Raw genomic sequence first — 22,938 nt, forward strand, 5'->3', positions numbered from 1 at the left:
CGGCGGCCTTGCAGCGAAATCGAGGCAGCGACGGCATGGCGCCCCGCGCTCACTTGCCGATGCAGAATTCCGAGAAGACGAGGTCGAGGAGATCCTCGACGTCGGTTCGTCCGGTAAGCCGGCTAAGCTCGTTACCGGCCAGCCGCAGAAGCTCGCTGCCGACTTCCGGCGGCGCCGCGCTCACCATGAAGGCGTCGAGGGTTTCGAGCGCCGCCGCGACCGTCGCGCGCTGGCGCGATCGCGCCGGCACCAGCCGTTCGGGATCGGGCATGGCCGCCGCCGCCCGCTCGGCGATGCGGCGCACCAGGTCCTCCATCCCCTCGCCGGTGCGCGCCGAAAGGCACAGCGCGTCCGGGGGCGGCGCCCCCTCCCCCGGTCCGCGATCGGCCATGGTGGCGAGCTGGAGGATCGGCGCTTCGACGCCGCGTAGGGCCGCCGGCGGCAGCGGCGCGTCCGGCGCGGACAGCGCCAGCACGAGATCGGCCTCGGCGATCGTTTGCATCGCGCGCGCGATGCCGATCCGCTCCACCGGGTCCTCGGTCTCGCGCAGGCCCGCCGTGTCGAAGAGCCGGACGGGAAAACCGCCGAGATCGAGCCCGACCTCGATCACGTCGCGCGTCGTACCCGGCCGGTCGGTGACGATCGCCGCCTCGCGGTCGGCGAGCGCGTTGAGGAGCGTCGACTTGCCCGCATTCGGCGCACCGGCCAGCGCGACGCGCAGGCCTCGGCGGACGATCTCGCCGCCGCCCGCGCCGCCGAGATGCGCCGCCATCTCGGCCACGAGCCCTTCCACCAGCCGGGCCACCGGCGCCGCCACGTCCTCGCCGACATCGCCCTCGTCGGAAAAGTCGAAGGAGGCCTCGAGAAGCGCCCTGGCGCGAAGCAGCCGGCCGGCCCAGTCCTCGTAGAGCGCCCGCAGCCGGCCGCTCGCCTGGACGAGCGCCTGCCGGCGCTGCGCCTCGGTCTCGGCGGCGAGAAGGTCGGCGAGGCCCTCCGCCTCCGTCAGGTCGATCAGGCCGTTGGCGAAGGCGCGACGGGTGAATTCCCCGGCCTCGGCGAGGCGGATGCCCGGCCGGCGCGTCAGCGCGTCCAGAAGGGCCGCCACGACGGCGCGGCCGCCATGCAGGTGGAATTCGGCGAGATCCTCACCCGTCGCCGAGCGCGGCCCCGGAAAGAACAGGACGAGGCCGCGATCGATCGGGCCGCCCGTCGCGTCGCGAAGGGTGCGCAGGCTGGCGCGGCGCGGCTCCGGCAGGGTGCCGGCCAGGGCGACGAGCGCCGCGCCCGCATCCGGCCCGCTCAGCCGGACGACCGCGATGCCCGCCGGCAGGGCGCCGGACGACAGAGCCGCGATCGTATCCCGTGCCGGTGATGCCAAGCCGCCTCCAGAAAAAGGGTCGATCTCTTCGGCCCCTGCCTTAACTGAAGCGGGGCACCGCGACAAACCGAAGGAGGGCGCGATGCCCGCTGCCAACGAACTCGGCGCCGCCGTCAGCCCCTATCTGCGCCAGCATGCCGACAATCCCGTCCATTGGCGGGAATGGTCGCCGGCCGCGCTCGACGAGGCGCGCCGGCTCGACCGGCCGATCCTCCTCTCCATCGGCTATGCCGCCTGCCACTGGTGCCATGTCATGGCGCATGAGAGTTTCGAGGATGCGGGCGTCGCCGAGGTGATGAACCGCCTCTTCGTGTCGATCAAGGTGGATCGCGAGGAACGGCCGGATCTCGACGGCATCTACATGACCGCCCTCCAGGCGATGGGCGAGCATGGCGGCTGGCCGATGACGATGTTCCTGACGCCGGACGGCCAGCCGTTCTTCGGCGGTACCTATTTTCCGCCCCGGCCGATGCACGGGCGCGCGAGCTTCACGCAGGTGCTGGAAGCGGTCGGCGCCGCCTGGGCCGGCCGGCGCGAAGAGCTTCGCCGCAGCGGCGCCGAGACGGCCGCCCGCCTCACGGCCTTCCTGTCCGCCTCCGCCGCGCCGGCCGAAACGCGGCCGGACATTCCCGACGCCGCCATCCGCATCGCCGCCATGCTCGACAAGGAGCGGGGCGGCATGCGGGGCGCGCCGAAATTCCCGAACGCGCCCTTTCTCGAGATCGTGGCGCGCGGCGCCTATCCGGACGGGCCGGCGGCGCTCGCGCAGGATTTCCTGACGACGTTGCGCGGGCTCTGCTCCGGCGGCATCTACGACCATCTCGGCGGCGGTCTCGCCCGCTATTCGGTGGACGAATTCTGGCTGGTGCCGCATTTCGAGAAGATGCTCTACGACAATGCGCAGTTCCTGCGCCATCTCGTCTGGGGCTGGCGGGCGACGGGCGAGGACCTGTTCCGGGTGCGGATGCGGGAAACCGTCGGCTGGCTGAAGCGCGAGATGCGCGTCGGCGCCGGGGCCTTCGCCGCCTCGCTCGATGCCGACAGCCCGGACGAGACCGGGCATCCGCACGAGGGCGCCTTCTATGTCTGGCGCGAAGCGGAGATCGACGCGGCGCTCGGCGACCGGTCGCCGGCCTTCAAGGCGGCCTATGGCGTGTCTCCGGGCGGCAATTTCGAGGGCCGCTCGATCCTCCACCGGCTGGACATGGCCGATCCGCTGGCGGACGGCTTCGCCACCGAGCGCGAGACGCTTCTCGCGCTGCGCGACCGGCGCCCGCGCCCGACGCGCGACGAGAAGGTGCTCGGCGACTGGAACGGTCTGGCGATCCGGGCGCTGGCCGAGGTCGCCCGCGCGACGGGTGATGCGGAGGCCCTGGTCCTGGCGCAGGAGGCCTTTCGCGACACGCTGGCCGTTCTCGGCGCGGACGGGCGGCTGCGCCATGCCGCGCGCGACGGCCGTCCGGCGCAGGGCTTCGCGCTCGCCTCCGACTATGGCGCGCTGATCTCGGCCGCCGCCGCGCTCTTCGCCGCGACGCTCGACGCCTCCTATCTCGGCGAGGGCCGGCAGCTCGCCGACGCGCTCGACCGTTGGCACGGCGACGGCGAGGGCGGCCATTATCTGACGGCTCTGGATGCGGGCGACGTGATCCTGCGGCCGCGCGGCGACACGGACGACGCCATACCCGGCGGTACCGCCCTGGTGCTCGGCGGGCTCGCCGATCTCGCCGAGGCGAGCGGCGAACCGGACATCCGGGCGCGGGCGGAAACGGCGCTCGGCCTGGCGCTCGGGCGGGTCGCCGGCCAGGGCGCGATCGCGCCCGGCATCTTCGCGGCGGCCGACACGCTGGACCGCGCCGGGCAACTGGTGCTCGTCGGCGAGATCGGCGATGCCCCCTTCGAGGCGATGGTGACGGCGGCGCTGCGCCGGCTCGACCTCAATCGCCTTGATCTGGTGACGAGCGATCCGGCGGCCCTCCCCGCCTCCCATCCGGCCTCGGCGATGCGGCCGGACCGCCTTCCCGCCGCCTATCTCTGCCAGGACTTCGCTTGCCGCCCGCCGGTTCATACGGCGGACGACTTATCGTCTCTCCTTTCGGCCACGGAATGAGGGCCTTCGATAGAGGCTCTCCAGTTTCGATCAGGGGAGCTCTCGCCACAACTCACTCGGCCGTCGCCACGCTTGCGGATCCAGGCGTGCGAAAACTGTCCCGGAAGAGCATCCAGTTCAATCGGAAACGCGGTGGCAGCAGAAGCGGAAAGGCGGAAATCGCGGACGTGATCAGAACCGAAATGCTGATTATCGCACCGACGAGGCCGAGCGTGCCGACGATACGCGAAGCCCATCGGCTTCCGAGCCGAGAAGTGATCCAGTTGTGGAGGGCCAACCCGGCATCCGTTGGAAAGGCGGGGAACAGATTGATCACCCCGTAAGCGAGATTGAACAAGCTGGCATAAGACAAGGCCGCCAAACCGACAGGCTGCGCGAACGGCTGAAGGAGGCCAGCGGGTGCCGGCAGGGGCCATGCAACGTTCAAGAGCAACCGAAGTAGGAGCAGCAGGCTACCGGCGAGAAGGTTCGCCAACAGGCCAGCAAGACCGATCTTCCATGGAAGATGGCGACGCCCCGCGAGGTCGAGGAGCATGAAGCTGCCGGTCGCGGTAATCAGAACCGCTCGCACCGTCATCCCCTGTCGGCGCGCCGCCTCCATCCGGGCAACTTCGTGAAGAAACACCGAGAGAAAAGGGACGGGCATGACCAGCAAGGCGAGAAGCGGATGCGGCGCCTTCGCTGCGAAGACCAGCGGCATGAGCAAGAAGAGCGGAGGAACGATCACCGATCCCGCCGCGTAGACGGATACGCCGTTCCGAAGGCGCAGAACAAACGTTCCCCGATGCCTGAAGTCGTTTTCGGGCTGCTCGGCCTTTTCCTGCTCCGGTTGATCCGACGTCAAAGTCACCTCTCTTCGCATCACACGCTATAGTGGCGCGAAGAGAAATTCAAGCGAAGAGGCGGCCTGGGCCGCCTGGCTTCAGGTGTTCATCGAGTCGAAGAAGTCGCCATTGGTCTTGGTCTGCTTCAGCTTGTCGATGAGGAACTCGATCGCGTCGGTCGTGCCCATCGGCGAGAGGATGCGGCGCAGGACGAAGATCTTCTGGAGATCCGAGCGTTGGACCAGGAGGTCCTCCTTGCGCGTGCCGGACTTCAGGATGTCCATCGCCGGATAGATGCGCTTGTCGGCCACCTTGCGGTCGAGCACGATTTCCGAATTGCCGGTGCCCTTGAACTCTTCGAAGATGACCTCGTCCATGCGGCTGCCGGTGTCGATCAGCGCGGTGGCGATGATGGTCAGGGAGCCGCCTTCCTCAATATTGCGCGCCGCGCCGAAGAAGCGCTTCGGCCGCTGGAGGGCGTTGGCGTCGACGCCGCCCGTCAGCACCTTGCCGGAGGACGGAACCACCGTGTTGTAGGCGCGGCCGAGGCGGGTGATGGAGTCGAGGAGGATCACCACGTCGCGGCCGTGCTCGACGAGGCGCTTGGCCTTTTCGATCACCATCTCGGCCACCTGCACGTGGCGCACCGCCGGCTCGTCGAAGGTGGAGGAGACGACCTCGCCCTTCACCGAGCGCTGCATGTCCGTCACTTCCTCCGGCCGCTCGTCGATGAGCAGCACGATGAGATAGCATTCGGGATGGTTGGCGGTGATCGAATGGGCGATGTTCTGGAGCAGCACCGTCTTGCCGGTGCGCGGCGGCGCGACGATCAGCGCGCGCTGGCCCTTGCCGAGCGGGGCGACGAGATCGAGGACGCGAGGGCTCATGTCCTTCGTCGTCGGATTGTCGATCTCGAGCCGGATGCGCTCGTTCGGATAGAGCGGCGTTAGATTGTCGAAATGGCTCTTGTGCTTGATCCGCTCGGGATCGTCGAAATTGATCGTGTTGACCTTGAGGAGGGCGAAATAGCGCTCGCCGTCCTTGGGCGAGCGGATCTGGCCTTCCACCGTGTCGCCGGTCTTCAGCTGGAAGCGGCGGAGCTGCGAGGGCGAGATGTAGATGTCGTCGGGGCCCGGCAGATAATTGGCGTCCGGCGAGCGCAGGAAGCCGAAGCCGTCCTGCAGCACCTCGACGACGCCTTCGCCGATGATCTCAATGCCCTGGGCGGCGAGATTCTTCAGGATGGCGAACATCAGCTCCTGCTTGCGGAGCACCGACGCGTTCTCGACGCCGTTCTCCTCGGCGAAGGCGATCAGCTCCGGGGCTTTCTTGTTCTTCAGGTCCTGAAGCTTCATTTCGGGCATGGGCAGCGATCTCGGAAGGATGGTCCCCAAGCGTTCGGCGGCAATGGCCGGCATCGAGACGCGGGATCACGAGCGGGGATGGAAAGCCGGAAATCCGTTGAAGAAGCGGTCGGCGATCGAGGCGGGATGCGCGCGCCGGCGGGAGATTTCCGGCTGGCACAGAACGGCATATAGCCGAGAGATCGGCTTCGCGCAAGGCGGGCCCAGCCGCCGCGCGGTCCGATCGCCCATCGCGGCAACGAAAACGGCCGGATGCGGGAGGCAGCCGGCCGTCTCGATGGAAGAATGAGGGGACGTGGCGTCCCCGCTGTCCGGATCAGCGGAACAGATTGCGGCTCACGAAACGGCCTCGGGCGATTTCGCGCTCGCGCTGCTCGAGGTCGAGCAGGGAGGTCGCCTCGTTGAGATAACGCTCGGCCGGGTCCGAGCGCATGGCCTTGAACGCCTGACGAATGTTGCGAGTGAATTCCATGGCTTGGTCTCCTTTCCTGATTGGGAAGATAGGACCTGCCTCGTTTTGCTGCAATGCAGCAAACTGCATAGCTCCTATGCCGGCCCGGCGCAGCGGCTTAAGATTTTATGCAAGTTTTTCGGTTCTACCCCTTCCCGGTCAGGCCGAGAGCTTCGATCGCCCGCCGCACCACGGCCTCCGGCGGCGCGTCGACGCCGACCGCGACGCCCGGCTCGCCCGGCTCCAGCGGCTCCAGATCGGCCAGTTGCGAGCGTAGAAGTTCGGGCGGCATGAAATGGCCGCTGCGGGTGCCGATCCGCTGGGCGACCAGCGCCGGATCGGCGGTCAGGAAGACGAAGCGCAGATCCGCCCGCGCCTCGCGCAGGAGATCGCGATAGCGCCGCTTCAGGGCCGAGCAGGTGACGACGACATCCTTCCCCTCCTCCGCCCGCGCGTCGATCCAGTCGCGGATCGCGCGCAGCCAGGGCCAGCGGTCCTCGTCGGTCAAGGGAATGCCGGAACTCATCTTGGCGATATTGGCCTTCGGATGGAATTCGTCGGCCTCGGCGAAGGGCCAGTCCAGCGCCGCCGCGATGCCCTTCGCCGCCGTCGTCTTGCCGACGCCGGAGGTTCCCATCACCACGATGGCCATCGGCCGCCTCGCCCCGTCCGCCGCCATGTCGCGCCCCTTCCCGTTCGGCCTCGTTAGATGTTCCGGCGACGGGCCGGCGTAAAGGGGCGGGGAAGCGAATCCGGCTGACGACTCCCCGCGCCGGCCGAGGCTTGCCGGCGTGGCGCCATGCCACATTCTTCGATCTTGCGGCCTGTTCTTGCCGCTCGGATCCGCGAGGAACGCCATGTCGCTCGGCCGCAATGCCATTCCACGGGCGGTCGCCGCCCTGCTCGTCCTCTGCGGGCTCGTCAGCCTCGCCGGCGGGGTCTGGCTCGCGAGCCTCGGCGGCTCCTGGTACTACCCGATCGCCGGCCTCTTCTTCCTCGCCACCGCCGTGCTGCTTCTTCGGCGGCGGGGCGCGGCGCTTGTCACCTATGCCGTCTTCCTTCTCGGCACGCTGCTCTGGTCGCTCTGGGAGGTCGGCTTCGACTGGTGGCCGCTCGCGGCGCGCGGCGGTGTCGTCTTCGTGCTCGGCGCGCTCTTGCTCTTGCCCTGGGTGACGCGCTCGCTCGACCGGCCGGATGTCGCGGCGGCGCTGGACCATCGCCGCACCTGGCCCGGCATCCTGCATGGCGGCGGACTGGCGCTGACGGGCGCCCTCGCCGTCGCCCTCGTCGTCGCCGTCGTCTCCTGGTTCAACGATCAGACGCGGATCGAGGGCCGACTCGCGGCGGCTTCGGGTCCGATCCCGGCGGATGCCGCCTCGATCCCGGCCGGCGAATGGCATGCCTATGGCCGCACCGGCTTCGGCCAGCGCTTCTCGCCGCTCGATCAGATCACGCCCGAAAATGTCGACCGCCTCGCCGTCGCCTGGACCTATCACACGGGCGACAGCAAGGGGCCGGGCGATCCCGAGGAAACGACCTTCGAGGTGACGCCCCTGAAAATCGGCAGGAGCCTGTTCCTCTGCACGCCGCACCAGAATGTCGTGGCGCTCGACGCCGAGACCGGACGCGAGCTCTGGCGCTTCGAACCGGTGGTGCGCGGCGAGCTGGCGCTCCAGCATCTCACCTGCCGCGGCCTGTCCTATCACGCCCCGGCGGCCGGAGCGCCCGCCGCCGCCGCTGCCGCACCGCCCGCGCCGCCCGCCGGCATCATCGCCGCCACCGGCGCTCCCGCCCCCGCCCCGAGCGTCACCTTCGGCAATGCCAGTGCGGGCGCGGCGCAGAACCAGCCGGCCGCCTCCGGCGAGCGCGCGATCCTGCCGGTCGCCGCCGCTTCCGGCGCCCTGGCGGACGAATGCCCCGCCAAGCTCTTCATGCCGACCGCCGACGGACGTCTGATCGCGCTCGACCCGGCGACCGGCAAGGTCTGCCGCGCCTTCGGCAACGGCACCGGCCAGATCGATCTCTGGACCCGGATGCCGAACGTGAGCCCCGGCGCCTATTATTCCACCTCGCCCGCCGTCGTGACGCGCGACATGATCGTCGTCGCCGGCACCGTGCTCGACAATGTCTCGACGGCGGAAGCCTCCGGCGTGATCCGGGGCTACGATGTCGAGACCGGCGCGCTGCGCTGGGCCTTCGACAGCGCCCGCCCGGACCGGACCGAGCCCCTGCCGGAGGGCGAGACCTATACGCCGAACTCGCCGAATGCCTGGTCGACCCTTTCGGTCGACGAGACGCTCGGCCTCGTCTACGCGCCGATGGGCAACCAGCCGCCGGACCAATGGGGCGGCAGGCGCTCGCCGGAGGTCGAACGCATCTCCTCGTCCGTCGTCGCGCTCGATCTCGCCACCGGCCGGCTGCGCTGGGCGTTCCAGACCGTGCATCACGATCTCTGGGACTATGACGTGCCGGCGCAGCCGAGCCTGATCGATCTTGACGTGAACGGCGCGACGGTGCCCGCCCTGGTGCAGCCGACGAAGCAGGGCGAGCTCTTCGTGCTCGACCGGCGCACCGGCCAGCCGGTCCTGCCGGTGACGGAGATGCCGGCGCCGCAAGGAGCCGCCGCAGGCGATCACACGGCGCCGAGCCAGCCGAAATCCGCCCTGTCCTTCGATCCGCCGCCGCTTTCGGGGCGCGACATGTGGGGCGCGACGATGTTCGACCAGCTCGCCTGCCGCATCATGCTGAAGCGCCACCGCTATGACGGCCGCTTCACGCCGCCCTCGCTCGAAGGCTCGATCATCTATCCCGGCAATCTCGGCGTCTTCAACTGGGGCTCCGTCGCGGTCGATCCGCGCAACGGCACGGTCTTCGCCACGCCGACCACCCTCGCCTTCGTCTCGAAGCTGATCCCCCGCGAGAACCCGGACCAGCTCTATGTCAACCGGCCGGCGCCGCGCGGCGCCCTGCCCGCCCTCAACGAGAATTTCGGCGCGCCCTTCGCCATCGCGCTGAAGCCCTTCCTGTCGCCGCTCGGCCTGCCCTGCCAGGCGCCGCCCTGGGGCTATGTCGCGGGCGCCGATCTCACCACCGGCCAGATCGTCTGGAAGCATCGCAACGGCACGACGCGCGACGAGATGCCGGTTCTGCCGATCCCCTTCCGCATGGGCGTGCCCAATCTCGGCGGCCCCCTCCTCACCGCCGGCGGCGTCGCCTTCCTGTCCGGCACGCTCGACTACTATCTGCGCGCCTATGACGCCGCGACGGGCGAGGAATTGTGGAAGGGCCGGCTGCCGGCCGGCGGCCAGGCGACGCCGATGACCTATGCCGGCGAGGACGGCACGCAATTCGTGCTGGCGGTGGCGGGCGGCCACGGCTCCTTCGGCACCAAGCCCGGCGACGCGGTGATCGCCTACCGCCTGTCGCGCCCATGAGGGCGAGGCGACGTTTCACGTGAAATGCGAAGGGGCGGCGACCACGAGGTCTCCGCCCTTTTCGTTTGTTCGGACCGGCGGCGATTCTTCAGAACGGCTTCACCACGACGAGGATGACGATCAGGATAAGAAGCGCGGTCGGTACCTCGTTCATCATCCGCCAGAAGCGCGGGCTCTTGGTGTTGCGGTCGGCGGCGAATTTCTTCACTGCGCCGGCGAAATAGCCGTGCAGGCCCGACATCGCGACGACGAGCGCGATCTTGGCATGCAGCCAGCCGCCCTGGAAGCCGTACATGCTCCAGGCGAGCCAGAGGCCGGCCGCCCAGGTGGCGATCATCGCCGGATTGATGATCGCCTTCAGGAGCCGCCGCTCCATCACCTTGAAGGTCTCCGATTGCGGCGTGCCCGGGCCGGCCTCCGCATGGTAGACGAAGAGGCGCGGCAGATAGAGCATGCCCGCCATCCAGGCGATCAGCGAGATGAGGTGAAGCGCCTTCACCCAGAGATCGATATCCATGCCTATCCCTTGAAATCGCGGACGCGCCGGACCAGCGCCTCGACATGGGCGATGGGCGCGTCCGGCGTGATGCCGTGGCCGAGATTGAAGATCAGCGGCCCGCCGCCGAAATCGGCGAGGACCTGATCGACCCCCTCCTCCAGCGCCCGGCCGCCGGCGACGAGGCGCAAGGGGTCGAGATTGCCCTGCACCGCGCCCTGGGCCTGGAGACGCCGGCCGATCTCGCCCGGCACCGTCCAGTCGAGCCCGACCGCGTCGACGCCCGTTTCCGCCCGATAGGTTTCGAGCATCGCGCCCGCCCCCTTGGCGAAGCCGATGATCCTGGCGTCCGGCGCCGCCGCGCGCAGGCGCTGGACGATCCGGCGCGTCGGCTGGATGGCGAAGCGGCGGAACGCGGCCTCGCCGAGCACCCCGCCCCAGGATTCGAAGATCTGCACGCAGTCGGCGCCGGCGCGGAGCTGGCGCAGGAGATAGTCCGCCGACATGTCGGCGAGAAGCGCCAGCAGCGCGTCCATGCGCTCCGGCTCGCGATAGGCGAAGAGCCGCGTCGGCGCCTGGTCCGGCGTGCCGCGCCCGGCGATCATATAGGTGGCGACCGTCCAGGGCGCGCCGCAGAAGCCGATCAGCGCCGTTTCCTTCGGCAGTTCCGACCGGATGCGCCGCACCGCCTCGATGACGGGTTCGAGATGCGCCTCGGCCCGGCTCGGATCGAGCCGCTCGACCTCGTCCACCGCCAGGGGCTCCAGACGCGGCCCCTCGCCTTCCACGAAGCGCAGCGACCGCCCGAGCGCGTCGGGGATCACCAGAATGTCGGAGAACAGGATTGCCGCGTCGAAGCCGAAGCGGCGGATCGGCTGGAGCGTCACCTCCGCCGCGAGTTCGGGATTGTAGCAGAGGGCGAGGAAGTTGCCCGCCTTCTCCCGGGTCGCCCGATATTCGGGAAGATAGCGTCCCGCCTGGCGCATCAGCCAGAGCGGCGGGGGCGTGAGCCTCTCGCCTTCGAGGACCCGGATGAGCCGCCTCTTCGCCATGCCGATCCTCTCCTATCCCCATTCAAGAATCTCTTCTTGAAGGGATTCTCTTTCTTTGAATCGGTGGATAGCCGGAATTAACAGCGGCGCAAGGGCGGCGGGGTCGGGAGGGCGCGGCGAAAGCGCCCTTCCGCCAGGGATCGGCGCGCGATTCCCCCGCGATCCACAAGGCGGCGTCCACAGGCTCGAACATGCGCCGCGCTGTGGAGAAAGCGGTGGTTATCCCAACCCGGAACGCGTCGGGCCGACTCTACCCCGAGTCGTCCCAGCGCCATCAACAGGGCACCGAGAATCCCGGGCAATAGGGGCCTTCGCCCTTGCCTCGCGACCCCGAATCGAGTCCGCATCGGTCTCGCCGGGGCTTCCGACGAGCCCATTTGACCCCCAAGGTTTGAATAAAACTTTAATCGAGAGATCCCGATGACCCGCCTCGTTCTCGCCTCCGGCAGCGTCCATCGCCGCAAGCTCCTCGCCGATGCCGGGCTCGCCTTCGACATCGTGCCCTCGACGCTGGACGAGCGGGCCCTGGAAGCGCCTTTACGCGATTCCGGCGCCGGGCCGCAGGACGTGGCGGAGGTGCTGGCCGAAGCGAAGGCGGTGGACGTGTCGGAGCGGGTGCCGGATGCGCTGGTGATCGGCGCCGACCAGACGCTCGGCCTCGGCGACGAGCTCTTCCACAAGCCGGCCGATATGGACGCGGCGCGCCGCACGCTCCTGAAACTCTCCGGCCGGCTGCACCGGCTCTACAGCGCCGTCGTCGTCGCGCGGAACGGCCTGCCGGTCTGGCGCCATACCGGCGTCGCCGAGTTGACGATGCGGGAGCTTTCGCCTCCCTTCATCGGCCATTACCTCGCGAAGGTCGGGGAGGCGGCGCTGACCAGCGTCGGCGCCTATCAGATCGAGGGTCCCGGCATCCAGCTGATGGAGCGGATCGACGGCGACGTCTTCACCATCGTCGGCCTGCCGCTCCTGCCGCTGCTCGACGAGCTCCGCCGGCTCGGCGCGATCGAAGGCTGAGCTTCAATCGAACGGCTCGAAGCGCAGGAGACCGGCGAGGTCGCGTCGCGCTTCGCCCGGCACGGCATCGCTCGGGTGTCGGACCCCTTCGTTCACCGGCACCTCGGCGAAGTCGAAGGGGCTGACGCCGTCGAGACAGGCGACGTTGATGCCGAGCTGCGCCGGGTTCGAGCGGCGCTGGTGATGGGTGTAGATGCCGCAGCGCGAGCAGAAATAATGCTTCGCCACCCGCGTGTTGAACTGGTAGAGCGCCAGCGCCTCGGCGCCTTCGAGAAGCGTGAAGCCATCGAGCCTTCCGGTGACGACCACGGCGCCGCGCATGCGGCAGAGCGAGCAGTTGCAGCGTCGCGGACGGCGGAGACCCTCCGGCAGCACGGCCCGAAACCGCACCGTTCCGCAATGGCACCCGCCCTCGGCCTCGTGGATGTCGAGATCCATGACTGCCCCTCCTTCTTGCCCGGCGGACGATCGTAGCCCGTTCGCCGCCACGGTGCGACGGGGAGGGGTGAGAGAGTTCCACCGCGTCCCTCTCTCGAACCGGGAGAGGGTGCCGGCAGGCGGGTGAGGGAGCCGTAGGGCTCTGACGCTGGCACCCACCACCGGACGCAGACGCCAGCGCTCGTCTTTCCTTCATCCGCCTGCCGGCACCTTCTCCCGACTCGGGAGAAGGCGAAGCGGCGAGGTCGCGCTTCGGTGTCGTAGGCGGTCTGGCCGCCTCCGCCTCGCCTGGGCTAGAGAAGGCCCATGAGCGACCTCACCTCCCGTCCCGCCGCGCCGCGCGCCTTCGTCTGCGGTTGGCCGATCGCCCATTCGCGTTCGCCGCTGATCCACGGCACCTGGCTGCGGCGGTTCGGGCTCGCCGGCTCCTATGAACGCGTCGCGGTGCCGCCGAACGGGGTGGACGACTTCCTCGCTACGCTCCGCCAAGCCGGCTTCGTCGGCGGCAATGTCACGATCCCGCACAAGGAAGCCGCCTTTCGGGCCGCCGCCCGGCACGACGCGGCGGCGAGCGCGATCGGCGCGGTGAACACGCTCTGGTTCGAGGCGGGCGAACTCGTCGGCGGCAATACCGACGCGTATGGCTTCGCCGCCAATCTCGACGAGCGCCTGGACGGCTGGACGGCGGCGGAGCATGCCCTGGTGCTCGGCGCCGGCGGCGCGGCGCGGGGCGTCGTCCACGCGCTGCTCGACCGGGGCGTCGCCCGTGTCACCGTCGTCAACCGCACCCTGGCGCGGGCGGAGGCACTCGCCGCGGCCTTCGGCTCTCCGGTCCGTGCGGCGGGCGGCGCGACGCCGGATCTCCTCGCCGCCGCCGATCTCCTGGTGAACACGGTGCCGGCCGGCGCGGAGGGCGGCGTGCCGGATCTGGCCTTCCTGCCGGACCATGCTCTCGTCACCGATATCGTCTATGTGCCGCTGGAGACGCCGATCCTCGCGGCGGCGCGGGCGCGGGGCCTTCGGACCGCCGATGGGCTCGGCATGCTGCTCCATCAGGCCGTGCCCGGCTTCGAGCGCTGGTTCGGCCGCCGGCCGGTGGTGGACGAAGCGCTGCGCGACGCGGTGCTGGCGGATATCGCCGCGCGATGATCGTCCTCGGCCTCACCGGCTCGATCGGCATGGGCAAGTCCACCACCGCCGCCCTGTTCGAGGCGGCGGGGGTGCCGGTCCATTCCGCCGACGCGGCGGTGCATCGCCTCTATGACGGGCCGCTCGCCCCGGCGATCGAGGCGGCCTTTCCCGGCACCGTCCGGGACGGCCGCGTCGATCGCGAGCGTCTGGGGCAGCGGGTTCTCGGCGACGCGCCGGCGATCGCGGCCCTGGAGGCGATCGTCCATCCGGCGGTGCGGCGCGAGGAGGAAGCCTTCCTGGCGAAGGCGCGGGCGGAGGGTGCGCCGCTCGCCGTCCTCGACATTCCGCTTCTCTTCGAGACCGGCGGGGAAGGGCGCTGCGACAAGGTCCTCGTCGTCACCGCGCCGGCACCGGTGCAGCGTGCCCGGGTCCTCGCCCGGCCCGGCATGAGCGAGGCGAAATTCGCGGCGATCCTCGCCCGGCAGGTGCCGGATGCCGAGAAGCGCCGGCGCGCCGATTTCGTTCTCGACACGTCGGAGGGCCTGGAGGCGGCGCGACGGACGGTGGCGGAACTGATCGCGCGGCTGCGATAGACGGGGACGGGGCAGGGCGCCCCTTGCGGCCGGTCGCGCCATGCGCGACATCTTCCCCATGCGCGAGATCGTCTTCGATACGGAAACCACGGGCCTCGAATTCGAGGCCGACCGGCTGATCGAGATCGGCGGCATCGAGCTCTGGAACCACATCCCGACCGGCCGCAGCTTCCATCGCTTCATCCGCCCGGCCGATCGCAAGGTCCACCCGGAAGCGCTGGCCGTTCACGGCATTTCCGACGAGATGCTGGTCGACAAGCCGCTCTTCGCCGACCTGGTGGACGAGATCCTCGAATTCTTCGGCGACGCGCGGCTGATCGCCCATAATGCGAGCTTCGACATCCGCTTCCTGAATGCCGAGCTGGCGCGGCTCGGCCGGCCGCCCATCGTCATGGACAATGTCGTCGACACGCTGCAGATGGCGCGGCGCAAGTTCCCGATGGCCCCGGCGACGCTCGACGCGCTCTGCTCGCGCTTCCAGATCGACACGACGAAGCGCGACAAGCACGGCGCGCTGGTCGATTCCGAACTCCTCGCCCAGGTCTATATCGAGCTGATCGGCGGCCGGCAGGCGGCGCTCGGCCTCGTCTCGGCCGACGAGGGCGGCCGGGGCTCGGAGGAGGGCGGCGGGGGCTATCGCGTCCGGCCGCGCCCGGCGCCGCTCGCCCCGCGCCTGTCGGAGGAGGAGGAGGCCCGGCATCGCGCCTTCGTCGGCGGTCTCGGCCCGGACGCGCTCTGGCTGAGCTATCTGGAGCCCGCCGCCGAGGCGCCGGCCGAGTGAGCCGCCCGCACCGCGAAACCCGATGGAACGGCGGCTAAGCTTCGGCGTTCTCGCATATCGGTTTCGAAAGGAGCGTGGCCATGTGGCACACGATGCATAGCGAGAAGCGCAAGACCGAAGAGGTCGAGGAAGGCGGCATCGCGCCGGGCGATCTTCTGGGCAATCTCGTTCGCCGCACGGACAATGATTTCCAGGGCATCAAGGACCCGAGCCTGATCGGCCAGGATATCGGCGACGACGAGGACGAGGAGGATGCCGAAAAGGACAAGTGATCCCGTCGTCGGGAACGACATCGTCTAGCGCGCCGCATCGCGGCCGGAACGGGGAGCGGCGGCGAGCCGGCTCCCCGTTTTCGTTTCGCAGCGCGCACCGCCGCGAGACTTATTGTCGCAGGCCTGTCGCAGGGTGTAGATCCGGCCCGAGGCCGCTTTGCCCGCCGCACGGGCGCGGGCGCCGATCGGCATGGCCTCGCAGGCATGACGGATCGAGGGCGCATGAGCGGCGACGACTATATCTATGACGAGACGACGGGCGAATGGCGCCCGGCCGGCGAGATCGCCACCGCAGCACCCGCCGCGCGCGAGGTGCGCGACGCCGCCGGCAATCTTCTGGCCGACGGCGATTCCGTCACCTTGATCAAGGATCTGAAGGTGAAGGGCGCCAACCAGACCCTGAAGCAGGGGACGGTCATCCGCTCGATCCGCCTGACCGCCGATCCCGAGGAGATCGACTGCCGACACGACAGCATCAAGGGTCTGGTGCTGCGCACGGAATTCGTCCGCAAGCGCTGAGCGGCGCGAAAACCCGGTCCCAAACGAAGAAGCCGTCCGCGGCGGGTGCTGCGGACGGCTTCGTTTCAGGATTCGATCGGGCAGGCGGTCTCAGGCGTTGCCGACCTGCTGGCGGGCGCGCTCCTCGGCCATGCGCTGCTGGAAGAGCTGGGCGAAGTCGATCGGGTCGATCATCAGCGGCGGGAAGCCGGCATTGCGCGTCACGTCCGCGACGATCTGGCGGGCGAAGGGGAAGAGCAGGCGCGGGCACTCGATGAACAGCACCGGCAGGAGATGCTCCTGCGGGAAATGCTGGAGGCGGAAGACGCCGCCATATTCGAGCTCGGCATGGAACATCATGTCCGCGCCTTCACCGGCCTTGGCGTCGAGCGACAGGCGCACATCGAACTCGCCCGCCTCGTTGTCGACCGGGTTGGCGCTGACATTGACGCCGATATTGATGGTCGGGTTGCGGCCGGCATTGCGCAGGGCGTTCGGGGCGTTCGGGCTTTCGAAGGAAAAATCCTTGATATACTGGGCCAGGATGTTCAGCGTCGGCGACACCTCGGCCGAGGCGCCATTCGTCTGATTGTTGGCGTCGGACATCGAAAACCTCGTCGTGGCGGCAACGGCCCGGTGAAACGGGGGCCCGGTGGAAACGGCAGGACCCGGCGCCATGCCTGACGGCCGGCGGCGGGCGGGATCGGGCCGGCAAGCCCGAATGGGCGCGAGGGCTAGCATCTCACCCCGTCGCTGACAAGGCGCGGCACCGCTGCTCAATGCAGGGTGCGGTTGCCCTCGTGCGAGCCGTTCCAGGGCGAATTGGGATCGGGCCGGCGCTCGTAATCCTCGGTGCCGAGATCGACCACCTCCGGTCCGCCGAAGGGGCGACGGGTCGCGGAAGGCCCGCCGCCGGTCTCGCCGCCGCGCCGCTGGCCGCTGGCCGTCACCACGACGCGGCGCGACAGGGCGCGCCAGACGAGATCGCGCACCTTCGGGACGAAGAGGAGATAGCCGAAGACGTCGGTGACGAGGCCGGGGGTCAGGAGAAGGACGCCGGCCGCGACGATGATGACGCCGTGCACGAGCTCGCGTCCCGGCACCCGGCCCGCTTTGATTTCCGTCTGGATGCGCTGAAGGGTGGACAGGCCCTGGCGGCGCAGCAGGAGCGCGCCGAGAACGGCGCTGCCGACGACGAGGCCGAGCGTCGGCCAGAGGCCGATCCAGCCGCCGACGAGAATGAAGGTCGTGATCTCGAGGATCGGCACGAGGAGGAGGCAGATCGGGATGAGGGCGAGCGGCATCGGCATCTTCCGGCAGCGAACGGAAAGGGGTTTCTCCGCTCTCACAACGCGCGAGATCCCGCGCGGGCATCTTCAACATTTCGAAAAGCCGGGTCGGAAGTGCAAGGGGCTGCTTTGAATGAGCGCGCGAGCCACTTATATGCGATTGAGCTTCGCAGCCGCGGATCGTGGAGAGGATCGCCGACGAATGAGCTTCGGGACGATAGTCATCATCGTTGTCGCCGTGATCGTCCTGTTCCAGCTCCGCAGTGTGCTTGGCCGGAGAACCGGCAACGAGCGGCCGCCGTTCGACCCCTATAGCCGGCCCGAGCCGAAGCCCGAGAATTCCCAGCCGACCCGCGAGGGCAATGTCGTGACCCTGCCCGGGCGGCGCGAGCCGGTCGTTATCGAGGGCTCGGCCGAGGATCGCTACGCGGTGATCGACAAGGTCGTGCCGCCGGACGATCCGGCCAATCGCGATCTCCGGCGCATCCGCGACGCCGACCGCAATTTCGACCCGGCCGAATTCCTGCAGGGCGCGGCCATCGCCTACGAGATGGTGCTGACGGCCTTCGCCGAAGGCGACCGCAAGACCCTGCGCAATCTCCTGTCGCAGGAGGCCTTCGCCGGCTTCGACCAGGCGATCACCGAGCGCGAGAAGCGCGGCGAGACGATGAAGTCGGCCTTCATCGGCATCAACGAGGCGAAGATCGTCTCCGGGGCGCTGAAGGACCGCGAGGCGCTGATCACCGTCCGTCTCGTGTCGCAGCTCATCACCTCCTTGTCGGATTCCGCCGGCCGGGTCATCGACGGCAATCCCGAGGCGGTGGTCGAGGTGCGCGACCTCTGGACCTTCGCCCGCGATCCGCGTTCGCGCGATCCCAACTGGAAGGTCGTGGAGACTGAGAGCGCCGACGCCTGATCGCCTGCGTCCCGGCGCGGTCTTGATCCGGTCTCGGAGACGCGCGACAACGCGGCACTCTCCAAGTGCCGGATCATCCCCTTGCTGACCGCCTTTTCCAAGCGCCGCTTCGCCGAGCTTCCCGGCTGGGAGGCGGCCGATCACGCCCTGGCGTTCGCCGCCTTCCGCCGGTCCGCCGCCCGCTTCCTCGACGGCGAGGCGAAGACCGGCACGCTCGGCATCGCCGCCGAGGCCTATCGCGACGCGGCGCGCGCCGCGCTCGGCGATGCGGGCGGAACGGCGCGGAGCTTCTTCGAAACCTGGTTCACCCCGGCCTTCGTCGTTCCGAAGCCCGAGGATCCGGCGGCGCGCGGCTTCTGCACCGCCTATTACGAACCGGAGGTCGAGGCGCGGCTTCGGCCGGACGCGATCTTCCGTTACCCGCTCTACCGCGTGCCGCCCGATCTGGTGAAGGTCGACGACGTGTCCCGCCCGGCCGGGCTCGATCCCTATTTCCGCTTCGCCCGGCGCCGTCCCGATGGCCTGCTCGACGAATATCCCGATCGCGGCGCGATCGAGGCCGGGTTCCTTGACGGCCAGGGCCTGGAGATCGCCTGGCTCGCCGATCCGGTCGAGGCCTTCTTCATCCATGTCCAGGGCTCGGCGCGGCTCGCCCTGCCGGACGGACGCCGGCTGCGCGTCACCTATGCCGCCAAGACCGGCCACCGCTTCACGGCGGTCGGCCGCGTTCTGGTGGAGGAGGGGGAACTGACGCTGGCCGAGGCCGACATGGACGGCATCCGTGCCTGGCTCGCGGCCCATCCCGAGCGGCTGCGCGCGCTTTTCGACCGCAACCGCTCCTTCATCTTCTTCCGCGAGGCGGAGGTCGAGGACGAGAGCCTGGGGCCCGTCGCCGCCGCCAAGGTGCCGCTGACGCCGATGGCCTCGATCGCCGTCGATCGCGAATTGCACACGTTCGGCACGCCCTTCTTCATCGATGCGCCGACGCTGGAACTCGGCGGCGCGCCGTTTCGCCGCCTGATGATCGCGCAGGATACCGGCTCGGCGATCCTCGGCCGGGCGCGAGCGGACATCTTCATCGGTTCCGGCGCGGATGCCGGCAGCGCGGCCGGCCGGGTGCGCCATCCCGGCGACTTCTTCGTGCTCCTGCCGCGGGACCTCGCGGACAGGCTGCCGTGAGACGCGGCCGGCGGGTTCTCGGCGAGGAGGAGGCGCGGCTCTGGGCGGGCGTCGCGCGCTCCATCCTGCCGCTGCCCGGCCGCGCCCTGCCGGACCTACCGCCCATAGCGCCGCCGGAGCCGGTCGCACCTCCGCAGGCGAAGCCGGCAAAGGCGGCGGCGGTCGATCCGGCGAAGCCGCGCCGCCCGCTCGGACCCCCCAAGGCCCCGCCGCTCCATCCGATCGAGCGGCCGGTGAAGCGTAAGCTGGCGCGCGGGCGCCTGCCGATCGACGCCCGGCTCGACCTTCACGACATGACCGAAGAGGTCGCCCATTACGCGCTGCTCGGCTTCCTGCGCCGCTCGCGGGCCGAAGGGCTGCGGCATGTCCTCGTCATCACCGGGCGCGGCGCCTCGCCCGGCTCGCGCGGCGCGCTGAAGCGGGCGCTGCCCTATTGGCTGGAAACGCCGGACTTCCGGCTGATCGTCGCTGGCTACGAGAGCGCGGCGCGCGCGCATGGCGGGGAGGGCGCGTTCTATCTGCGCCTGCGCCGCGGGTGACGCCCTTCGGCGAGCGCATCCGCGACCTGCGCAAGCAGCGCGGCGTGACGCAGCGGGAAATGGCGGCGGCGCTCGGCGTCTCCAACGCCTATCTCTCGGCCCTCGAACATGGCCGGCGCGGCCGCCCGACCTGGGACATGCTGCAACGGATCATCGGCTATCTGAACGTCATCTGGGACGATGCCGAGGAACTAGAGCGCCTCGCCGAACTCTCCCATCCCCGGATCACCATCGACACGTCCGGGCTCGATCCGCGCGCGACGCGGCTCGCCAATCGCCTCGCCGAAACCATCGGGACGCTGAAGCCGGACGACGTGCAGCAATTGCTCGAAGCGCTGGAAGGCGCCGCCGCCCGGGTCGCGCCGCGACGCGCGGCGAAGCGGAGCTGAGCCTGTCGCAGCAACCTTCGCCCGCCCGGCCTGAGCACGGGTCCGAACCTTCTTCGATGGGGTGAGGGCCGGGAGCATTGCCATGCCTCCCGGCCCGCTCGCGTCACTTCTTCTTGGCGGCTTTGGCCGGCGTCTCGCCGATCTTATGGCGCTCGGCCTCGTTGGCGGCGGTCTTGGCATTGGCCGTCGCCTTGTCCTTGGCGGGGCCTTTCGGCTTCAGCGGCTTTCCCTTGTCCATGATGGTCCTCCCGGTGCCTGAACGGCGGGAATCAACCGCGACGAGGCGGCCCGCGTTCCGCGAGGGAATCATCACATTTCGCGCCGCCTCGGCTCAGGGCTCGTCCGCGCCCTTCGGCGCCGTTCCCTCGCGGATCGCCTCGCCGCGCTTTTCGGCCTTCGGCGTCGGATGGTGTTCGGGCGCGGCCGGGTTCTCCTTCAAGGCCCGTCCGCCTTCGAGCCGCCCGTTTCCGGTCGCCTCCGGCCCAGCCTTTTGCGGTGTCTCGTCACGATCCTGCGACATTTCGCGCGTCCCTGCTCGTCAGGGGAAGTCCGGCGCGGTCCGATGGGTTCCGCCGCGTTTACCCCGGATTCAGCAGGAACAAGGCAGGCTGCCAAACGTCTCTCCCGCGTGTCTGGGAGACATGTCGAGAGTTCGGGTGGACGGCATGGAGTTCGCGGAAGTCCTGAAGGGTATGAACCGGCGAGGCGCGCCGGAGGAAACCGCGTCGGCGCCGCGCGCCGGCGGCGATTTCTGGCGCGTGCTGGACGGCTTCGCCCAGACCTCGGGCCTGGACCAGACGGCGACGCGCGCCGCCTATCGGGCGAATGACAGCGCGTCGCGGGCGGCGGCTTTCGAGCCCGCGCCGATCCGCGACGGCGTGCCCCCGAGCATCGACCCGTCGGACATCGCCTTCGAGCTCGGCCTCGACGCCGTCAGCTCGCTGGACGACCTGAAGCTGGTGCGCCGACTCTTCGCCCGCTCGAACCACCCGGACCGGGTGCCACCGGGCGAGCGCGACCGCGCCAACCAGCGCATGACCGTGGCCAATGCGCTGATCGACGCCGCCGCGACGCGCTTCGCGCGATAGGCGGTCAGGCCGAGTGCGAGAAGATGTCCTCCTCGCCCCAGCCGAGGAGGTCGAGCCGGGCGCGGGTCGGCAGATAGGCGAAGGACGCCTTGGCGAGATCCAGCCGGTCCTCGCGCTCCAGCCGCTTCAGCAGCACCGCCATGATGTCGTGAAGATGCAGGACATCGGAGGCGGCATATTCGATCTGCGCCGGCGTCAGGGTTTCCGCCGCCCAATCGGAGGACTGCTGCTGCTTGGAAAGATCGACGCCGATCAGCTCGCGCGCCAGATCCTTGAGGCCGTGCCGGTCGGTATAGGTGCGCGTCAGCCGCGAGCCGATCTTGGTGCAGAAGACCGGCGTCGTCATCACGCCGAAGGCGTGGAACAGCGCGGCGATGTCGAAGCGCGCGTAGTGGAAGATCTTGGTCTTGGTCGGATCGGCGAGGAGGGCCGCGAGGTTCGGCGCCTCGCGCTGGCCCTTGGCGATCTGCACGATATCCGCCGTGCCGTCGCCCGGCGAAAGCTGCACGACGCAGAGCCGGTCGCGCCGCGTGTCGAGGCCGAGCGTTTCGGTATCCACCGCCACCGCACCGGTATAGCGCGACAGGTCCGGCAGATCGCCCTTATGGACTCGGATGGTCATGGAACGGAAACTCGCAATTCATCGAAAGGGTGGAAGGCGTCCTCAGACACCGATCGGCGCGAAGCGTCAACCGGCTTCGAGATCGCTCGCGGCGAGCGCCGGGGAATCGTGGAGGAGGACGAGGCGATAGTAGCGCGCGCCGGCATAGGCGAGGGCGTCGGCGGGGGACAGGCCATGCCGCGCCATCGCCGTGGCCGCCGCGCCGGTGAGCTGTGCCGGCAGCGCGACGGTGCGGATCGCCATGCGGTCGAGAAAGCGCTGGACGAGCGCGCCGACGGCTTCGGCATCGAGCCGCCGCTCCGCCGCGATCCGAGCCACCGCCTCGACCACCGCCTGCGGCAGCACCATGCGCTGGGGAGAGGCTTGCAGGCGCGCCGCGAGACGGACGGCCTTGTCCTCGTCGGTGAGCAGGGCGACGAGCGCCGAGGCATCGACCAGCATCAGCGCCCGCCGGCGTCGAGGGCAGCCAGTTCCCGGCAGAAGGCGAGGGCGATCGCGGCGAGCGGCTCCTTGGCCTTTTCCTCCGCCACCGCCTTGGCGAGCGCGAAATGCACGGCTTCCGTGAGACCCGAGCGGCGCAGCCGCGCCAGCTCGCGCGCTAGGGCATCGGTCTCGGCATGTTTCACGTGAAACGGCACGGGCCATCCGGGATAGACGAAATCGGCTAGCCGTCTATCCCGTACCGTCTATCCCGGCAAGACCGGAGCAAGGCGGAAATTCGCGTGAAGCCCGCGCCGCGTCAAGGCCCGGCTTGGCGCCGGCGCGCGAGCGGGTTATCCCCGCCCCACCAGAATTGGAGGATTTCATGAGCGACGTGCTGCCGGACCGCCTCTCGGCCGATCCCGAAAGCCCCTTCTTCGACGCCGATCTCCTGGAGCGCGGCGTCGGCGTGCGCTTCAAGGGCGCCGAGAAGACCAATGTCGAGGAATATTGCGTCAGCGAGGGTTGGATCCGCGTCGCCGCCGGCAATTCCAAGGACCGTCGCGGCCGGCCGATGACCCTGAAGCTGAAGGGCCCGGTCGAGGTCTGGCTGAAGGACGCCGAGGCAAGCTGACTCTCGGATCGGGCTCGCCTATAGTC

General features: G+C 69.5%; 30 protein-coding genes. 15 read left to right on the forward strand and 15 right to left on the reverse strand.

What is annotated here, in order from left to right:
• Window positions 1-49: 49 nt before the first annotated feature.
• A complete protein-coding gene (mnmE, locus tag IEY14_RS13710; protein ID WP_188909397.1) occupies window positions 50-1,378 on the reverse strand; it encodes a tRNA uridine-5-carboxymethylaminomethyl(34) synthesis GTPase MnmE in 1,329 nt (442 codons plus the stop codon).
• Between the two features lie 82 nt (window positions 1,379-1,460).
• Between mnmE and IEY14_RS13715 the strand changes: the two genes are divergently transcribed.
• Window positions 1,461-3,485, forward strand: a complete 2,025-nt coding sequence (locus IEY14_RS13715) for a thioredoxin domain-containing protein (protein ID WP_188909399.1) — start codon at window positions 1,461-1,463, stop codon at window positions 3,483-3,485.
• A gap of 52 nt (window positions 3,486-3,537) precedes the next feature.
• Here the strand turns inward: IEY14_RS13715 and IEY14_RS13720 are convergent, their stop codons facing one another.
• Complete coding sequence (locus tag IEY14_RS13720) at window positions 3,538-4,329, reverse strand: zinc metalloprotease (protein WP_188909401.1); 792 nt, start codon at window positions 4,327-4,329, stop codon at window positions 3,538-3,540.
• A gap of 78 nt (window positions 4,330-4,407) precedes the next feature.
• Window positions 4,408-5,673, reverse strand: a complete 1,266-nt coding sequence (gene rho / locus IEY14_RS13725) for a transcription termination factor Rho (protein ID WP_188909402.1) — start codon at window positions 5,671-5,673, stop codon at window positions 4,408-4,410.
• On the opposite strand from rho, the gene IEY14_RS13730 reads away from it, so the two are divergent.
• The gene (locus IEY14_RS13730) at window positions 5,672-5,962 is read left to right on the forward strand and encodes a hypothetical protein (RefSeq protein WP_188909403.1); all 291 of its coding nucleotides are present in this window, start codon (window positions 5,672-5,674) and stop codon (window positions 5,960-5,962) included. The two genes, rho and IEY14_RS13730, sit on opposite strands and share 2 nt — an antisense overlap.
• A 27-nt stretch (window positions 5,963-5,989) precedes the next feature.
• Here the strand turns inward: IEY14_RS13730 and IEY14_RS13735 are convergent, their stop codons facing one another.
• Both IEY14_RS13735 and IEY14_RS13740 read right to left on the reverse strand, forming a co-directional pair.
• On the reverse strand, window positions 5,990-6,145 hold the full coding sequence (locus IEY14_RS13735) for a hypothetical protein (protein WP_188909404.1): 156 nt from the start codon (window positions 6,143-6,145) through the stop codon (window positions 5,990-5,992).
• A 124-nt stretch (window positions 6,146-6,269) separates the two neighbouring features.
• Window positions 6,270-6,803 (reverse strand): gluconokinase, encoded by a 534-nt coding sequence (locus IEY14_RS13740; RefSeq protein WP_244639481.1) that lies wholly within the window; start codon window positions 6,801-6,803, stop codon window positions 6,270-6,272.
• Window positions 6,804-6,981: 178 nt separating this feature from the next.
• Between IEY14_RS13740 and IEY14_RS13745 the strand changes: the two genes are divergently transcribed.
• Window positions 6,982-9,558 carry a membrane-bound PQQ-dependent dehydrogenase, glucose/quinate/shikimate family gene (locus tag IEY14_RS13745; protein ID WP_188909405.1) on the forward strand — a complete coding sequence of 859 codons (2,577 nt, stop codon included), beginning with the start codon at window positions 6,982-6,984 and terminating at the stop codon, window positions 9,556-9,558.
• Window positions 9,559-9,646: 88 nt separating this feature from the next.
• Here IEY14_RS13745 and hemJ read toward each other — a convergent pair whose 3' ends face one another.
• Window positions 9,647-10,075: a protoporphyrinogen oxidase HemJ gene (gene hemJ / locus IEY14_RS13750; RefSeq protein ID WP_188909406.1), complete on the reverse strand. Its 429-nt coding sequence runs from the start codon at window positions 10,073-10,075 to the stop codon at window positions 9,647-9,649.
• 2 nt (window positions 10,076-10,077) lie between these two features.
• Window positions 10,078-11,112, reverse strand: a complete 1,035-nt coding sequence (gene hemE, locus IEY14_RS13755) for a uroporphyrinogen decarboxylase (RefSeq protein ID WP_373288984.1) — start codon at window positions 11,110-11,112, stop codon at window positions 10,078-10,080.
• Window positions 11,113-11,526: 414 nt separating this feature from the next.
• On the opposite strand from hemE, the gene IEY14_RS13760 reads away from it, so the two are divergent.
• Complete coding sequence (locus IEY14_RS13760) at window positions 11,527-12,123, forward strand: Maf-like protein (protein WP_188909408.1); 597 nt, start codon at window positions 11,527-11,529, stop codon at window positions 12,121-12,123.
• 3 nt (window positions 12,124-12,126) lie between these two features.
• On the opposite strand, the gene IEY14_RS13765 is transcribed toward IEY14_RS13760, so the two are convergent.
• Window positions 12,127-12,561, reverse strand: a complete 435-nt coding sequence (locus IEY14_RS13765; RefSeq protein ID WP_188909410.1) for a GFA family protein — start codon at window positions 12,559-12,561, stop codon at window positions 12,127-12,129.
• Between the two features lie 306 nt (window positions 12,562-12,867).
• Here IEY14_RS13765 and IEY14_RS13770 point away from each other — a divergent pair, with 306 nt between their 5' ends.
• From IEY14_RS13770 to IEY14_RS13790, 5 genes are all read left to right on the forward strand, one after another.
• Window positions 12,868-13,710, forward strand: a complete 843-nt coding sequence (locus IEY14_RS13770) for a shikimate dehydrogenase (protein ID WP_188909412.1) — start codon at window positions 12,868-12,870, stop codon at window positions 13,708-13,710.
• Window positions 13,707-14,285 carry a dephospho-CoA kinase gene (coaE, locus tag IEY14_RS13775; RefSeq protein WP_188909414.1) on the forward strand — a complete coding sequence of 193 codons (579 nt, stop codon included), beginning with the start codon at window positions 13,707-13,709 and terminating at the stop codon, window positions 14,283-14,285. Before IEY14_RS13770 ends, coaE begins: the two co-directional genes overlap by 4 nt.
• 58 nt (window positions 14,286-14,343) lie before the next feature.
• Window positions 14,344-15,066: a DNA polymerase III subunit epsilon gene (gene dnaQ, locus IEY14_RS13780; protein ID WP_188910097.1), complete on the forward strand. Its 723-nt coding sequence runs from the start codon at window positions 14,344-14,346 to the stop codon at window positions 15,064-15,066.
• Window positions 15,067-15,146: 80 nt separating this feature from the next.
• A complete protein-coding gene (locus IEY14_RS13785; RefSeq protein ID WP_188909416.1) occupies window positions 15,147-15,338 on the forward strand; it encodes a hypothetical protein in 192 nt (63 codons plus the stop codon).
• Window positions 15,339-15,560: 222 nt separating this feature from the next.
• Complete coding sequence (locus tag IEY14_RS13790; RefSeq protein WP_188909418.1) at window positions 15,561-15,857, forward strand: alkylphosphonate utilization protein; 297 nt, start codon at window positions 15,561-15,563, stop codon at window positions 15,855-15,857.
• Between the two features lie 90 nt (window positions 15,858-15,947).
• On the opposite strand, the gene secB is transcribed toward IEY14_RS13790, so the two are convergent.
• Together secB and IEY14_RS13800 are read right to left on the reverse strand one after the other, a co-directional pair.
• Window positions 15,948-16,442: a protein-export chaperone SecB gene (gene secB, locus IEY14_RS13795; RefSeq protein WP_188909420.1), complete on the reverse strand. Its 495-nt coding sequence runs from the start codon at window positions 16,440-16,442 to the stop codon at window positions 15,948-15,950.
• A gap of 170 nt (window positions 16,443-16,612) precedes the next feature.
• A complete protein-coding gene (locus IEY14_RS13800; protein ID WP_188909422.1) occupies window positions 16,613-17,140 on the reverse strand; it encodes an FxsA family protein in 528 nt (175 codons plus the stop codon).
• Window positions 17,141-17,327: 187 nt separating this feature from the next.
• On the opposite strand from IEY14_RS13800, the gene IEY14_RS13805 reads away from it, so the two are divergent.
• The 4 genes from IEY14_RS13805 to IEY14_RS13820 all read left to right on the forward strand — a co-directional run bounded on the left by IEY14_RS13805 (window position 17,328) and on the right by IEY14_RS13820 (window position 20,148).
• A complete protein-coding gene (locus IEY14_RS13805) occupies window positions 17,328-18,041 on the forward strand; it encodes a Tim44/TimA family putative adaptor protein (protein ID WP_188909424.1) in 714 nt (237 codons plus the stop codon).
• A 75-nt stretch (window positions 18,042-18,116) separates the two neighbouring features.
• On the forward strand, window positions 18,117-19,220 hold the full coding sequence (mltA, locus tag IEY14_RS13810; RefSeq protein ID WP_373288985.1) for a murein transglycosylase A: 1,104 nt from the start codon (window positions 18,117-18,119) through the stop codon (window positions 19,218-19,220).
• The gene (locus tag IEY14_RS13815; RefSeq protein WP_188909426.1) at window positions 19,217-19,759 is read left to right on the forward strand and encodes a Smr/MutS family protein; all 543 of its coding nucleotides are present in this window, start codon (window positions 19,217-19,219) and stop codon (window positions 19,757-19,759) included. The genes mltA and IEY14_RS13815 overlap by 4 nt, the downstream gene beginning before the upstream one ends.
• Window positions 19,756-20,148, forward strand: a complete 393-nt coding sequence (locus IEY14_RS13820) for a helix-turn-helix domain-containing protein (RefSeq protein WP_188909428.1) — start codon at window positions 19,756-19,758, stop codon at window positions 20,146-20,148. Before IEY14_RS13815 ends, IEY14_RS13820 begins: the two co-directional genes overlap by 4 nt.
• A 103-nt stretch (window positions 20,149-20,251) precedes the next feature.
• Here IEY14_RS13820 and IEY14_RS26160 read toward each other — a convergent pair whose 3' ends face one another.
• Both IEY14_RS26160 and IEY14_RS13825 read right to left on the reverse strand, forming a co-directional pair.
• Window positions 20,252-20,386, reverse strand: a complete 135-nt coding sequence (locus IEY14_RS26160) for a hypothetical protein (RefSeq protein ID WP_280515045.1) — start codon at window positions 20,384-20,386, stop codon at window positions 20,252-20,254.
• A 93-nt stretch (window positions 20,387-20,479) separates the two neighbouring features.
• Complete coding sequence (locus IEY14_RS13825) at window positions 20,480-20,668, reverse strand: hypothetical protein (RefSeq protein WP_188909430.1); 189 nt, start codon at window positions 20,666-20,668, stop codon at window positions 20,480-20,482.
• Between the two features lie 145 nt (window positions 20,669-20,813).
• On the opposite strand from IEY14_RS13825, the gene IEY14_RS25935 reads away from it, so the two are divergent.
• Entirely contained in the window at window positions 20,814-21,236 is a 423-nt protein-coding gene (locus IEY14_RS25935) for a hypothetical protein (protein ID WP_244639482.1), read from the forward strand.
• A 4-nt stretch (window positions 21,237-21,240) separates the two neighbouring features.
• On the opposite strand, the gene IEY14_RS13835 is transcribed toward IEY14_RS25935, so the two are convergent.
• The 3 genes from IEY14_RS13835 to IEY14_RS13845 all read right to left on the reverse strand — a co-directional run bounded on the left by IEY14_RS13835 (window position 21,241) and on the right by IEY14_RS13845 (window position 22,496).
• Window positions 21,241-21,858, reverse strand: a complete 618-nt coding sequence (locus tag IEY14_RS13835) for a ribonuclease D (RefSeq protein WP_188909432.1) — start codon at window positions 21,856-21,858, stop codon at window positions 21,241-21,243.
• 66 nt (window positions 21,859-21,924) lie between these two features.
• Complete coding sequence (locus IEY14_RS13840; protein WP_188909434.1) at window positions 21,925-22,299, reverse strand: type II toxin-antitoxin system VapC family toxin; 375 nt, start codon at window positions 22,297-22,299, stop codon at window positions 21,925-21,927.
• On the reverse strand, window positions 22,299-22,496 hold the full coding sequence (locus IEY14_RS13845; RefSeq protein ID WP_188909435.1) for a type II toxin-antitoxin system VapB family antitoxin: 198 nt from the start codon (window positions 22,494-22,496) through the stop codon (window positions 22,299-22,301). The genes IEY14_RS13840 and IEY14_RS13845 overlap by 1 nt, the downstream gene beginning before the upstream one ends.
• A gap of 167 nt (window positions 22,497-22,663) precedes the next feature.
• Here IEY14_RS13845 and IEY14_RS13850 point away from each other — a divergent pair, with 167 nt between their 5' ends.
• Window positions 22,664-22,912, forward strand: coding sequence for a DUF3297 family protein (locus IEY14_RS13850; RefSeq protein WP_188909437.1), 249 nt, complete (start codon window positions 22,664-22,666; stop codon window positions 22,910-22,912).
• Window positions 22,913-22,938: the final 26 nt, after the last annotated feature.

It is taken from the genome of Aureimonas endophytica, assembly GCF_014642635.1.
In the GTDB taxonomy this organism is placed as follows: Bacteria; Pseudomonadota; Alphaproteobacteria; order Rhizobiales; family Rhizobiaceae; genus Plantimonas; species Plantimonas endophytica.

Coding starts and splice junctions, on each gene's coding strand:
- IEY14_RS26160 (WP_280515045.1), bottom strand. CDS start 20,386: ATGGACAAGGGAAAGCCGCTGAAGCCGAAAGGCCCCGCCAAGGACAAG.
- IEY14_RS13840 (WP_188909434.1), bottom strand. CDS start 22,299: ATGCTGGTCGATGCCTCGGCGCTCGTCGCCCTGCTCACCGACGAGGAC.
- IEY14_RS13800 (WP_188909422.1), bottom strand. CDS start 17,140: ATGCCGCTCGCCCTCATCCCGATCTGCCTCCTCCTCGTGCCGATCCTC.
- IEY14_RS13760 (WP_188909408.1), top strand. CDS start 11,527: ATGACCCGCCTCGTTCTCGCCTCCGGCAGCGTCCATCGCCGCAAGCTC.
- IEY14_RS25935 (WP_244639482.1), top strand. CDS start 20,814: ATGGAGTTCGCGGAAGTCCTGAAGGGTATGAACCGGCGAGGCGCGCCG.
- IEY14_RS13785 (WP_188909416.1), top strand. CDS start 15,147: ATGTGGCACACGATGCATAGCGAGAAGCGCAAGACCGAAGAGGTCGAG.
- IEY14_RS13850 (WP_188909437.1), top strand. CDS start 22,664: ATGAGCGACGTGCTGCCGGACCGCCTCTCGGCCGATCCCGAAAGCCCC.
- IEY14_RS13765 (WP_188909410.1), bottom strand. CDS start 12,561: ATGGATCTCGACATCCACGAGGCCGAGGGCGGGTGCCATTGCGGAACG.
- IEY14_RS13735 (WP_188909404.1), bottom strand. CDS start 6,145: ATGGAATTCACTCGCAACATTCGTCAGGCGTTCAAGGCCATGCGCTCG.
- IEY14_RS13825 (WP_188909430.1), bottom strand. CDS start 20,668: ATGTCGCAGGATCGTGACGAGACACCGCAAAAGGCTGGGCCGGAGGCG.
- coaE (WP_188909414.1), top strand. CDS start 13,707: ATGATCGTCCTCGGCCTCACCGGCTCGATCGGCATGGGCAAGTCCACC.
- IEY14_RS13805 (WP_188909424.1), top strand. CDS start 17,328: ATGAGCTTCGGGACGATAGTCATCATCGTTGTCGCCGTGATCGTCCTG.
- hemJ (WP_188909406.1), bottom strand. CDS start 10,075: ATGGATATCGATCTCTGGGTGAAGGCGCTTCACCTCATCTCGCTGATC.
- IEY14_RS13790 (WP_188909418.1), top strand. CDS start 15,561: ATGAGCGGCGACGACTATATCTATGACGAGACGACGGGCGAATGGCGC.
- IEY14_RS13835 (WP_188909432.1), bottom strand. CDS start 21,858: ATGACCATCCGAGTCCATAAGGGCGATCTGCCGGACCTGTCGCGCTAT.
- IEY14_RS13770 (WP_188909412.1), top strand. CDS start 12,868: ATGAGCGACCTCACCTCCCGTCCCGCCGCGCCGCGCGCCTTCGTCTGC.
- IEY14_RS13745 (WP_188909405.1), top strand. CDS start 6,982: ATGTCGCTCGGCCGCAATGCCATTCCACGGGCGGTCGCCGCCCTGCTC.
- rho (WP_188909402.1), bottom strand. CDS start 5,673: ATGCCCGAAATGAAGCTTCAGGACCTGAAGAACAAGAAAGCCCCGGAG.
- IEY14_RS13715 (WP_188909399.1), top strand. CDS start 1,461: ATGCCCGCTGCCAACGAACTCGGCGCCGCCGTCAGCCCCTATCTGCGC.
- dnaQ (WP_188910097.1), top strand. CDS start 14,344: ATGCGCGAGATCGTCTTCGATACGGAAACCACGGGCCTCGAATTCGAG.
- IEY14_RS13740 (WP_244639481.1), bottom strand. CDS start 6,803: ATGGCGGCGGACGGGGCGAGGCGGCCGATGGCCATCGTGGTGATGGGA.
- secB (WP_188909420.1), bottom strand. CDS start 16,442: ATGTCCGACGCCAACAATCAGACGAATGGCGCCTCGGCCGAGGTGTCG.
- IEY14_RS13730 (WP_188909403.1), top strand. CDS start 5,672: ATGGGCAGCGATCTCGGAAGGATGGTCCCCAAGCGTTCGGCGGCAATG.